This is a genomic window from Paraburkholderia hospita, from assembly GCF_002902965.1.
GTDB lineage: Bacteria > Pseudomonadota > Gammaproteobacteria > Burkholderiales > Burkholderiaceae > Paraburkholderia > Paraburkholderia hospita.
On record NZ_CP026109.1, the window covers coordinates 626,479 to 639,066 of the forward strand.

The following is a 12,588-nucleotide window of genomic DNA, read 5'->3' on the forward strand; positions in this document are numbered from 1 at the left end:
TCCAACTGTGCAAGCCTGTGCTAGCCTTTGAGCCCTGTTCCTGTCTGCGCGCCAGCGATGCGCTCGACGAGCGCGAACATCTTGAGTTTTTTTGCTGTGGCCGCCGCCATCGAGAGCAGGTCTTGCGCGCGTGCTCTATCTCCGATGCCATTGCGTGCCGCCAGCATGAGCGCGTATTCGTGGCGGCCATGCGCGAGCCAGGGCCACGCTCGCAAGCGCTCGTCCATGCGCAGCGCGTATTCGAAATGCCGTTCGGCGGCTGACCAGTCGCCAAGAGCATGAGCCAGCATGCCAAGAAACCGTGCCGCAGATCCGCAGCAGAGCGTAAAGACCGGAACCGTGACGACCTGATCCTGGAACGGCAGGAGAAGGGCATAGATGCGTCCGGCATGCTCGACGTCCCGCAGCCGGGCAGCAACCTCCGCCAGATAGGTCAGCGTGACAAGCCGCTTGCTGTCCACGGGGATGCTGGATTCCGATTCCGCAAGCCGAACGAGATTGTCGCGGGCTTGCGCCTCGAAGCCGAGATCACTGCAAATCAACATGAATCCTGGCCGCCACGTAGCGTCCTCGGAATGCTCGTCGACAAACCGCTTGAAGATCGGTGCGACCTCGGCGAGCCGGCCCTGTTCGCGACGTATCGCGAACATCTGCATGCCGTGGACACCTGTAGCGAGATTTGCGTCCGCATTCTGCGCCATATGCAACGAGTCACGCGTCTTGTGCTCTGCCTCGGAGAAGTCACCGACGAGTATGGCCCGCATCGCCTGCGCCCCCGTCACGCACCACTTGTCGACAAAGTGCTGTCCGCTAGTGGCGATCTGCCGATACCGTTCCAGCGCGCTCTCGAAACGGTCCACCTCGCCGATCTCCAGGTAGCCCGCGAGACATCGCGCGCATGCGTGCCCGATAGTGTGAGCATCGCCAAGATCTTCCGCCATCTGCCTCAACTCCAGCAACACGCTTTCACGCTCCTGAAACCTGTTCGCAGGTAACGGGAGCGCCCCGACATGCATCAACTCGCACGCCAATGCATCGAACAGGCTCGGCAGATCGTTCAGGCGCCTGGCGAGGGCGACGGCCTCCTCGGCAAATTCAATACTTTGTTCGCGTGCACCCGTCATATGAACGGTGCGTACGAGGCGACTCAACAGGCGGCAACGCTCGACCGACTCTTCGGTTCCAATCAGGGTGAGCGCCTCTTTCAGCAATGAAAGCGATTCGTCGCCGGAACCTTCGAGGAACGTCTCGGCGGTGTCGAACTCTAACGCAGCCTGCACGAGATACGACGTGAGCTTCTGTTCGCGGGCAATTCGGGCCGCCTCGCGGAAGGTCGCGATCGCCTCGCGTTGTGCCAGTCTGAGCTCTGCCCTGCCCCTCGTCAGCAGCAGACTCAGCAGGTGCCTGGCCCGATCCGCCTCACTGCAGGAGCATCGGCTGATCAGTTCAAGTCCGCGCTGCACATGGGCGATAGTCTCGTCGTAGGCAGCGCCCGCAAGCGCCCGTTCCCCGGCACGCTGCCAATAGCCGATCGCGCGATCCGGCAGATCGGCCGCAGCGAAGTTCTGAGCGATCAATTCGGGTTGCCGCTCGACGATGTCCGGATAATGTTCTTCAAGAGCAGCGGCGATTAGCGCGTGGTAATGGCGGCGGCGTGCAAGCAGCAGGGATTGGTATGCAATCTCCTGGATCAATGCATGCCGGAACAAATAGGTGTCTCCTTCCGCGAGTTTCCCTGAAGCAGGAACAATGATTTCCGCTGCGATCAGACGGTCGAGCGATTCCTGCAGTTCGTCCTCTGACCTGGACGCAATCAGGCCAAGCAGCTTCCTGCCAAATTCACGTCCCACTGTGGCTGCGACCTGCGCGGTTTCCTTGACGGCGGGTTCCAGCCGGTCGAGCCGCGACAGCAGCGAGCCCTGCAGCGTGTCCGGAATCGCGATTGCCTGCGGCGCGCGTTTCAACTCGTAGCCGACGCCGGCATCCTCCAACAGATCGCTTTGGAGAATGACCTTTGTCAGTTCCTCGACGAAGAGCGGCACGCCGTCCGTCTTCGAGACGATCTGATCGCGCACGAGATCAGGAAGCTGCTTGCCACCCGTCAGCCGCTCGATCATCGCAGCGCAATCGCGGCGCGATAGCCGATCGAGATTGAGTTGAACGAGATGAGGGTAAGTCCATCCCGGTTCGAATTCGGGTCGCGCAGTGATAAGTACCAGCAGCCGGGCGGACACCAGTAGTTCAACCACGAGCCGAACAAACTCGAGCGATGACGGGTCGATCCAGTGTGCATCCTCGACAACGACAAGTACCGGCTGAACGCGCGTTGACGTTTCGAGCAAAGCCACCAGCAGGTCCAGCGTCCGGCGCTTGAAGGAAGGGGACGATGTGTCAATTGCCGGATGGCGCGCGCCTGTCGGAATCCCAAGCAGGATCGTAAGAACCAGCAGCGTCTCGTCGACATCGACTCCGAGTCTTGCGATTCCAGCCTCCAGCCGCTGCAGATTCGATGCATCGGACGCGTCGGGGGCGACGCCAAAAGTGCGCTGTAGCCAGCGTTGTACCGGCCAAAAAGGGCTGTTTCGATAGTGCGCGGAACAGTGAAGCGAAACTATTGTATGTGCGTCTTTACTCATGCCCTCGCAGAGCGCCCGCAGCAAGCGAGATTTGCCGATCCCCGGCTCGCCGGTCAACAGTACGCAACGCATTTCGCCGTCGACGCTCTGCTTCCAGCGCCGCCGGATCATGTCGAGTTCCGCAGCCCGGCCGATGAGTGGCGTCATCCCATGGATCGTCCTGATTTCGAAGCGGTCGATCGTATCCGCTTGCGCCAGCACACGTTGGACCCGGACCGGCCCCGTGACCCCTTTCAATTCGCGCCAGCCAAGATTTTCAAGCTCGAACGATCCTTCGATCAGGTGTTGGACGGTCGGTCCCACAACGATTGCGTCGGGGGGAGCTACCGACTGCAGCCTTGCGGCGATGATTGGCGCTTCTCCGACGATCGCCCGGTGATCCAGCGAAGATCCAGCGCCAATCGCGCCGGCGACGACAAGTCCCGCTTCGATCCCGATCCGCGCCTGCAGGCGCACGCCGTACTGAGTTTCGATGAGTTCGTTGGCCTCGCGAAGCGCCGCTATGGCAGCGAGGGCGGAAAGTACTGCACGTATTGCATCGTCTTCGTGCGCATTCGGATAGCCGAAATACACGAGTAGGCCGTCGCCGATATAAAGCGCGATATGGCCTTCATGAGCCTCGATCGCGCGTGCGCAGGCTTGATGGTAGACCCCTAGCAGACGTCGCATGTCCTCTGGATCGAATCGCTCCGCTAGCGCTGTCGAATCGATGAGGTCGATGAACATCACTGTGATTTGCCGCCTCTCGGCCTCGACGGCTTCTGATGCGGACGACGAAGGCAAGTCTCCACTTTGCGCCGCCCGCCGGAGCGAATGTGTGTGGACATCGTTCAGCGCCGCAAGTCCTTTTGCAAGTCGCTTGCGATCGCCAAGCGTAAGGCCGAGTTCCTTCAGATCGCCCTCGGAAAGATCGCTGAGCACATCCCAGTCGATCCCTTGCGAGGTGAACTTTGCAGCGTACGCGCCGAGGCCAATCTGCGCTAACCATATCGTCAGATCGTCGGTCATTGTGGATCTCTGGAGCACCCGTCCAACGTTATCATCGGCGCGGCAGCGCAACTTGTCCATGCGGTTTCGCTCCTCGTTACGGCGAGTATCCAGACAGGCGTGTGCGATTGGACTTATTAAGTAGGCGCAACGAACATTGCGACTTGGCCGGTATCGACTCCTCACATGTCCGGTCCGCGACCGACTTCCTGCATGCGTAACCGCTCTATTGTTAGTGCCTCTTCGTCTTCGACAATCGAATGGCCGGTGACTTGGGCAGAGCCGACGTCTGAACGTCCAAGCGTCCGGTAAAGCGAATGACGCTTCCTGGCCGGTAGTACCCGTTCAGACCAGATGCCAGTGAGCAGCCATTGAGGATCTCAACGACCGCTTCGCAGAGCGTTCTCGAATTGGTACTACCGGCCAACAGCCGCCGTTCAACGGGAGCATCACAATGACCGCTGTCGGTGGGCGGCCGGTGCGTTCTGTCATTGCGTTGGCAATGCGCCAGTTCTGGATGCTCGAGACCATCGAAACGGCGATGATATGAGTTTGCTGTTCTGACCAGAAAGCAATTTCAGGGCTTGCGCCTTGCCACGCTTGGCGCGAAGCGGCACATTGCCAACGGGAGAACGGCCAGAACGGCTCCGCCAAGGAATGTGGCAGAGGCGCCATGCCGATCCCACAACCAGCCGGCGATGACGCTCGCAAGCAGCATGCAGATTCCGCACGCAAGATTGAAAACGCCGAACGCCGTGCCTCTTAGCGATTGCGGGGCCGTTTCCGCGACCATCGCGGCGAGTATGCCTTGCGTGAAGCCCATATGCAGGCCCCACAGCGCGATGCCGATATGAACGGCGATGATCGATGCACTCGCGCCCAATACCAGGTCCGCCGCGATCAGCATGACGATTCCGAGCGCAAGCAGAACGCGGCGGTCGCTTCGATCGGAGACGACTCTGGCGGGATCCGCACTGAGCGCGTAGGCGAGACTCATGACGACCATGACGCCGGGAATCCAGGCGATATTGATGCCCGTCTGCTGCGCGCGCAGTACTAGAAATGCCTCGCTGAACCGCGTGAGCGTGAAGGCAGCGCCCATCGCTACGACGAACCATTAGCGGCCCGAAAATTCCCGCAACGCCGCCCAGCGCAGCGGCGACTGGAAGCGGCGAGACTCGTGTTCGTGCGCGGGCTCCTCGATGCCGAACACGATCACGCCGAAGGCGATCACCGCGGGCACGACAGCAAACCAGAGGACCGTACGAATGTGATCCGAGAACAGGAGCATCAGTCCGATTGCGACAAGCGGTCCGGCGAACGCACCGATCGTATCCATCGATTGTCTGAGGCCGAAGCACGCGCCTCGAATCTCCGGCGGCGCGACATCGGCGACGAGCGCGTCACGTGGCGCACTGCGAATGCCTTTGCCAGACCTGTCGATGAGGCGCGCTGCCACGACGACCGCAGACGTAGCTGCCAGGGGAAAAAGCGGTTTGGAAAGCGCGGCCAGTCCATAGCCGAGCAACAGCAGCGGCTTGCGCCTGCCAAGCCAGTCGCTCACGGGGCCCGAGAAGATCCTCACGATCATCGCCGTCGCCTCGGCAGCCCCTTCGAGCACGCCACGCGCACTCATGCTCATGCCCATCGTGGTAACAAGAAATATGGGTAGCAGTGCGTGAATGAGTTCAGACGAAAGATCCATGAAAAGGCTGACGAGTCCCAGCATTCGCACAGCGCGAGGAACAGGAATGCGTGCATCGGAGCGAGTCTCAGATCTCATCGTTTTCTATCTCAAATGCCGCTTCGCAGATATCGGTACTCGTCCCACGTAAGGGCGATGACAACCATGTCCAGTGCCGTCACCAGCAGTAGCCAGATCGAATGGGTGTATGTGTAACGATAGCCCTAACAGCGCGAAGACAACGATCGAGACGGGAAAGTGCCAGAGCCTCTCGCGCAGCAGGTCGGCCACGAGCCAAAGCTTGATCACCCCGTGACCCATCAGATAGAGTCCGGCGAATCGCTGGGAGTCAACGGACAGGTGCTGCACGATGTGAAGAAGGACGTTTGCTACCGGATCGTGCGGATCTTCAGCGAACTCATCCCGGGTGACCCAAAGCGCCAGCACCAGGAAATACCGTTGCGGCACCAGGCAGGTGGCGACGCCGGCCACCATTTCCGCAAGCGCAAAGATTGCCTTGAGCCACAGGCCCAATTCGAAGATCCGGTGCAGGCTCTTCTCATTCGGGAGCCACCGCGTAGCCGACTCACGCATTCGCGGTCCCCGGTTCTGCGATTTCGTCGCGTTTGCCGGATGCTCGTTGCACGGCTGTGGTCGAAATGGACCGCACCTGGTGACCGGGCATCTATTCGGTAGCCGCCATCACCGATGCACCGCCACTATCGGGCTGTGGTCGGGCAGGAGCGGACGATCGACATCCCTCTCCGAAACCTCCGCGACTTCTCGTCGATACGTGTAACCCGTTCTGGGCGGGCCTAACATAAACTTCTGACATCTCATTTTCGGGAAAGCGAATGTTTCGTTTCTTGAATTCGGGAAATAGAACAATGAATTGTATTCTCTCAATCTTAGGTTTTGATTAAGAGGTGGACGCATTTCATGGTATTTGATGTATATTTTTATATTTCGGTAAGCATTACGTGAATCATTCGATAAGATCATTAAAGAAGGCATTATTTCTTGTTGCAATGTCTTATCCAGTCAATGAACGGATCAGGTGCCAGGCGTTTTCCCTGACCTTCGATGTTCTTCCGGCCGCGTTTTTCTCTGCTCACTGAAATTCACGCTTTCTACTCCATAACCTAGCCTTACAGAGCCGCGAGACCAAGGCGAAGTACAGCATGTCAATGTCTACACGGTAACTTGACCGCAGGCTGTTCCCAGTCAAGCACCACTTTCCGCAATTCCACCAACGATATAAATGAATGCGGCAATGCCGCATAAGTTCTGTTGTCGACGTGCTTGCATCGCTTCTCATTGTTATTCAGCGTCTTAAACGGGAATCCAACATTACGAAAGTATCGACAGGCAAGTGCATGAATATTTCGTTATCCATACATTCATTCGTATCTCTCTATATAAACCATCAAATTATTTTCTGTGCATTCTTGTCACTCCTTCCTCATCCTTACCACCGGAACGAAGCACTGCACACAGCACTCAAGCGTTTCTCTCACCTGTTTTGCTGCTCAAAGGAGCCGACTGATGAAAAAACCGTTACTGGCCGTTCTACTCGTGGCGACGGCCGTGCTTGCAGCGTGCGGAGGAGGAGACAACTCCACTTCGACGCCGACTTCATCGACACCCGCCCCCGCGCCGTCCAAGCTGTTGACGACCATCGCCGTGCCAAATTCCACGACGCCGGCGTTCAGTTTCGATATCGGCTACACGGAAGCAGGCAGGTACTATCTGGCGGACCGAAACAACAAATCCGTCGACGTCGTCGATACGAAATCGAACACGCTGATCGCGCAAATTACGGGAGGTTTTACGGGCGCAGGCGCGAGCACGGATGCGTCCGGGCCCGACGGCATCGTCGGTGTGACGGGAACGAACACGCTGTATGTGGGCGACGTCGATTCGGTGAAAATCGTCGATACGGCCGCGATGAAAACGGTCAAGACGATTCCGATCAGTACGTCAGGTTCGCGCGTCGACGAAGGCTGTTACGATCCCGACGATCATCTCGTCATGTTCGCAAGCCCGGGTGAGACGCCGCCGTACGTCACGTTCATCTCGACGACGACGCAAGCAGTCGTATCGAAGCTGACCTTCACCGGCTCATCGGGACTGGAAGCTTGCACGTATGACGCGGCGTCGAAGAGTTTCCTCATCAACAACGACGGAACGACGGCTAATCCGACGGGCGAACTCGACGTCATCACAGCCAGTTCCGTCGCATCGGGTACGCCTGCTGTCAGCAAGGCATTTTCACTCGGCAAATGCGAGCCGTCTGGCATTGCACTCGGGCCTAACAGCGATGTGCTGATCGGCTGCGATCCGTCCGCGGGTAATCCGCTGATCACGTTGATTCTCGACCGCAACACGGGGGCCCAACTTGCGTCGATACCCTTTGGCGGAACGGACCAGGTCGCATACGATCCCGGCTCGAATCGCTATTTCCTGCCGGCGCGCCATTGGGTGACGAGCGGAACGGCGGCGGCATCGGGCTTCACACCCCAGATGGGCGTGATCGACGGCGCGACGCGCAAGCTGCTCTATACCGTCGCGGTAGGCACCGGCGCGCACTCGGTTGCAATCGACAGCGGCCTCGGCCAGGTCTATGTGCCGTTCCAGCCAGGCGCCGCCGCGTTTCCGAACGGCGGAATCTCGGTCTTCGCGACGAAGTAGTCGAGTCCTCACGTAGACGGTCTCTGCACGAGATTCCGGTCGTCGTAGTGTTCAGCCAGTGGACAAGAAATTGTGCGCTGGCTTTTTCGCTTCATCGACATATGACTGGTTGACTGTTGTGGCGTTATACCGCGCAGCGTCGGCGCGCAGTGTAGTCCGTCCGAAAGGTTGTCCAGCGACAATGGGGCAGGCATCGCTGCTCATACGCCGAGCAAGGTGTTGCAGCCGCCTTTTCCAAGTCGGTCTTTCCAACGCCTCGATTTCTGGAGCATTTGTCATGGACATGCAGCAACTGATTTCTGAATTTCTCGCGTCGGAACATGGGAGTCAGGCAACCCAGGCACTAGCCGATCAAGGTATCAATGCCGACGACGCCCAGCAGATGCTGGGACAGGTGGCCGAGACGGCGCATGCTCACGTGGAGGAGCAGGGTGCCGGCCTGCTGGGCGAGCATCCGGGCAAGAGCTTCTTTGCGGCGTTTGCCGCTGGGCTGGTCAAGGGCGATGGCGTTTTCAAATCGCTCGAAGAAGGCGGAGAAGGCGTTCTGACCGGTCGCGTGGCCGAATCGCTGGCGGCACGTATGGGCATCGATCCATCGACTGCATCGACGATCGCGGCCGCCGCTACGCCTTATGTGGTTGCGTTTCTCAAGGAAAGGCTCGGCTGAATCGTTGCGCCTCGCGGCCTGATGTCCGTCGACCGGGTTCATCGCGGGGCGCTGTTTGCGTCCGCTCGTCAGCGAGCGGACGTTCGAATCCCATGAGACGCCGGAATCGGATGCGCGGATGTGTCAAGACGTTCGAACACTCTTGCTGCGCATCTGGCCGACTGAAAGCCATACCGCAGACACGAGAAAGTAGACGGCGCCGACGGCCGCATAGCCTGCCACTCTGACAGTCGCAAGTTGCAATGGCGTGCGGGCCTGCAAAAGGAAAAACGCTCCCGCCAACGCCGATTGCCCGCCGCTCAGGATCATTGCCCATTGCGCACCGAGGTGCTGCCAGCGGCGGACGGCAGTGGCGAGCTGAAGCAATCCCGCGAGTACGGCCCAAATGCCGAATATGCCCAATACCCAGTTCAATCGCAATGCGGTGATTACAGCAATTGTTGTGGTGAGACTGATGACGACGTTCATCGCCTGGGTACGATTGTCAGCCATTCCTCCGCTACGCGAAGCGTCGATGTAATTGGCCAGCGCATCGCATGATGGACCACGCGATAACATATGTCGAGCCACACATCGCGAAACGGGGTAAACGGTGTTCGATGACCGATGTGGTCTCGCGTTGGCGAGCAAGTCGCGGACGGTCGATTCGACTAGCGCATCGATAGTCTCGTCAGGTTGCGATCGTCGGAGCGGGACGGCTGCGCATCAGCCCACGCACGACTGACCTACAGCAATTCCCGGTCGCGCGGATTCGCCGTCTGGCGGGTTGTCAGCGGCGATAGCGCGTCGAAGCGTCCCTGTCGCTTTCCGTGCCAGGCCGAAATTGCCTCTGCAAGATCCTGGGTGTCGAAGATGGAGCTCTGCAGCAACGCCATGTGTCGCAGAGATTCGGACGTACTATGATCGCGCGCGAAGTTGATCGCAGTCTTGCACCCGGCAACGGCCAGCGGAGACTTGGACGCGATGATTCGGGCCAGCTCCATAGCATCTGCGAGCAGCGCCTCGGCATCGGGCAACACGGCATTCACGAGGCCGACTGCTAATGCACGCTCGGCGCTCAACCGTTCACTGGTGTAGGCCATCTGGCGGGCCACGCCTGCCGGAATGATCTTCGGCAGGCGCTGGAGCACACCCAGATCAGCCGTCATGCCGAGCTCGGTTTCCTGAAGTGCGAAGAACGCATCGGTCGTGCAAATGCGAATGTCGCAGGCAACGGCGAGATCGAGGCCTCCGCCGATGCAGCCGCCCTGAATTGCGCAGATGACGGGGAACCGGACTTGATCGAGAGTATCGAGGCAATCCATCAGATTTCGCAACGCGCGCTGGAAGCTCAATCGAGCGCGTGGACTGCTGCTGTCAAACAGATCCGTTGTGCCGGCAAACACGTCGAGCGCCATGCCGGCCGAAAAATGCTTTCCAGTGGAACTGATGACGAGGGCACGGGTGTCGCCCGCGTCATCGAGCGCCAGGACGGAGTCGCGCAACCCGCTAAAAAAGGCCATACCCATCGTATTGAGCCGGTCGGGACGGTTCAGCTCGAGATGTGCGATGCCGGATTCGTTGCTGATGTGAAAATACTCGCTTTGCATGGATAGCCTCGAGAAGTCTGTCGTCAGTCTGCGGCGACTTTTCCGGTCAGTAGCCAATGGGCGACTGGTGCGATTCGGGTTCGCTGCGGCAGTCGAGTTGAAACGCCGCGCGCGACAACGCAATGGTTGCGCACAAGCCGGGTCGATGTGCGCAACGCCTTTCACGTCGTTGACTCCAATCAAGAGGACCGCTACCGCTTCGCGTCACGAAATATGTGCCCAGCCCCGGGATCGCCGCCGACGCCTGAGTGAACTGCTGTTTGCCATCCTGAAACAAATTCGTGCCACGGAGCTGTCAACCAGTTGCCGTTCGCGCTCTGTCGGCAGTGACCGATGCGCGGTATTTGATCCGACTACCGCTGCAATACGCACGAAAGAAATCCGGCAAGGACCGTCTGCATCACCTCGTCGTTCACCATCTGCGGATCACACATTCTGAAGAACTGCATACCATCGCACAGACTCACCAAGCCGAGAGCGAGCGCGTCCACCTGCAGGGGCAGTCGTCCGCCCTCGCACTCCGAAACGGTGCGAATGTACGCTCTGACCTGGTCGAGCTTTTCATGCCGAAAGACGTTAAAGCGTTCCTGAAACTTTGCGTCCCGGCAGCCGAACAACCTGGCTTCGACCCAAAGCGGGAAACCGTCATGTTCAGAAAACTGCCGCCTGAAGTATTCGATGGCACGCGCCTTCATCTGCTCGCGGGTGCCAACCTTTTCCACAATCGCCCGCTGTTTGGCCTGTGCGCTATCGTGGTCCCGGCGAAGCAACTCAAGCAGCAGTTCCGGCTTACCATCGAAATTCGAGTAGAACGCGCCGCGCGTGTAGCCGGCTGCCTCGGCGATGTCCTCAACGCTCGTTGCGGCCAATCCCTTTTTGACGAACATCATCCGCGCAGCCTCAAGCAGATTCTCAAGCGTCTGCTCTTTGCGCTGTATGCGTGTCAGGCGTTCCCGCTTCATGGCATAACGGAACGGTCGGATCGGAACCTGCGGTTCTGCGTAAGTCGAGCAAAGCCCGAGCGCCGGGTGCAAGGCGCGTGCCGCGGAACGGAGGGACCGCAAGAATTCGACGGTGTCATGCCAAATGTCCAAGGAAAGAGTGGCGCCACGAACGGCTTAACGCTGTAGCTGTGGGTGACACTTGATATGGAGTGAATACTACTTCAGTGACCGCGTGTATGCTTTTGCGGTACATGCATGAGGGACCAGCAAATTTCCGACTGTGAGCCAGCTGCACGGCTGCGTCCATGACATCGCCCTGCATTGTGATTCCGGTCGACCCCGTATAACGACATTAAATTCATATCTGATGATATTGTCGAATAAAGAACTAAAATGGAGATTGATTGAAGACCATCCCGACCAGAAACTCGCCATCTCCCCGGTCGGGGTATCGCGGTCCCTCGTGTCTACAGTTGGAGGGTCTGTCGGTCCCCAGGCAAAGCAGCTTCGTTGCGGCGCTCACGGTGACACCACCTCCGCGGCATGGGTCGACTGGGCGAGGCTGACCTCGCCCAGATAAACGCTTTCACCCAGTTCGCATTCGCGCCAGGCGTTGCCAAGGGCATGACGGATTTCGACCCGGTAGAGGCCACTGCCCTTGACCAGACCACCGAACCGGAAATCTCCGAAGCCGTCCGAGACGGTTTCGGCAACTTTCTGACTGCCGACGTACAGGGCGACTGACGCATCCGTGACGCACTCGACTACGTCTGCAATCTGCGCGCTGACGCTTCCGCCGATAAAGCACGTTTCCCAGCGCTCGAGGCCGCTGTACCAGACGCGAGGCTTCGTGCCCAGGTTGGGCCGCAGACCCTTGAGCCCCTCGCGCCGGGCCTTCTCGGCCATCGCTGCGTCATCGAGCTTGACTGTTTCGAAGACATCGGTGGGGCATGACTGCTGGCAACGCGGCTGGGGCCAACCCTGGTCGAGCAGATGGGCATCGAAGATCCAGATCTGCGGCAGTTGCAGCTCTTCATTCCAGACGATCGCCTTGTACGGGCACGACTTCACGATGTCCTTCCGGCCTCGCGCCTTGTCCGGGTCGATAATGACGATGCCGTCGGCGCGCTTGCGAATGGCGCTCCCACCCACACGCATGCACGGTGCTTCGTCGCAGTGATTACACATGACCGGCAGATACGTGGTCTCGACCATATGCGAGTCTCCCTGAACACGGCGCAGGACGCGAACGGGGCTCTCGGCGTCTCGCGCGGCGGGCGCGGCATAACCGGGGAAGTCGTTGCCGACGTGCTCGTCCCGCGCAGCAATGACGCAGTTCTGACAGTTCTCACAACGCCCCACCGTGATAACCAGATTCCACTTGCTCATT

General features: G+C 59.2%; 7 protein-coding genes and 2 pseudogenes. 2 read left to right on the forward strand and 7 right to left on the reverse strand.

The window, feature by feature from the left end; genetic code table 11:
* Positions 1 to 20 precede the first annotated feature (20 nt).
* The 3 genes and pseudogenes from C2L64_RS52045 to C2L64_RS52055 form a co-directional block, all read right to left on the reverse strand.
* Positions 21 to 3,644, reverse strand: a complete 3,624-nt coding sequence (locus C2L64_RS52045; RefSeq protein ID WP_090838370.1) for an AAA family ATPase — start codon at positions 3,642 to 3,644, stop codon at positions 21 to 23.
* 556 nt (positions 3,645 to 4,200) lie between these two features.
* A pseudogene (locus C2L64_RS52050) lies at positions 4,201 to 5,406 on the reverse strand (MFS transporter).
* Between the two features lie 6 nt (positions 5,407 to 5,412).
* Positions 5,413 to 5,901 (reverse strand): DUF2127 domain-containing protein, encoded by a 489-nt coding sequence (locus C2L64_RS52055; RefSeq protein ID WP_244144514.1) that lies wholly within the window; start codon positions 5,899 to 5,901, stop codon positions 5,413 to 5,415.
* 951 nt (positions 5,902 to 6,852) lie between these two features.
* On the opposite strand from C2L64_RS52055, the gene C2L64_RS52060 reads away from it, so the two are divergent.
* Positions 6,853 to 7,998 carry a YncE family protein gene (locus tag C2L64_RS52060; protein ID WP_086915510.1) on the forward strand — a complete coding sequence of 382 codons (1,146 nt, stop codon included), beginning with the start codon at positions 6,853 to 6,855 and terminating at the stop codon, positions 7,996 to 7,998.
* A 277-nt stretch (positions 7,999 to 8,275) separates the two neighbouring features.
* Positions 8,276 to 8,665 (forward strand): hypothetical protein, encoded by a 390-nt coding sequence (locus tag C2L64_RS52065; RefSeq protein WP_086915511.1) that lies wholly within the window; start codon positions 8,276 to 8,278, stop codon positions 8,663 to 8,665.
* A gap of 123 nt (positions 8,666 to 8,788) precedes the next feature.
* Here the strand turns inward: C2L64_RS52065 and C2L64_RS52070 are convergent.
* The 4 genes and pseudogenes from C2L64_RS52070 to C2L64_RS52085 all read right to left on the reverse strand — a co-directional run.
* A pseudogene (locus C2L64_RS52070) lies at positions 8,789 to 9,208 on the reverse strand (DUF308 domain-containing protein); the annotation flags it as partial.
* 182 nt (positions 9,209 to 9,390) lie between these two features.
* The gene (locus C2L64_RS52075; RefSeq protein ID WP_090838368.1) at positions 9,391 to 10,254 is read right to left on the reverse strand and encodes an enoyl-CoA hydratase-related protein; all 864 of its coding nucleotides are present in this window, start codon (positions 10,252 to 10,254) and stop codon (positions 9,391 to 9,393) included.
* A 353-nt stretch (positions 10,255 to 10,607) separates the two neighbouring features.
* Positions 10,608 to 11,216, reverse strand: a complete 609-nt coding sequence (locus C2L64_RS52080) for a TetR/AcrR family transcriptional regulator (protein WP_086915765.1) — start codon at positions 11,214 to 11,216, stop codon at positions 10,608 to 10,610.
* Positions 11,217 to 11,717: 501 nt separating this feature from the next.
* Positions 11,718 to 12,587, reverse strand: a complete 870-nt coding sequence (locus tag C2L64_RS52085; protein WP_090838366.1) for a 4Fe-4S dicluster domain-containing protein — start codon at positions 12,585 to 12,587, stop codon at positions 11,718 to 11,720.
* Between the last annotated feature and the right edge of the window lies 1 nt (position 12,588).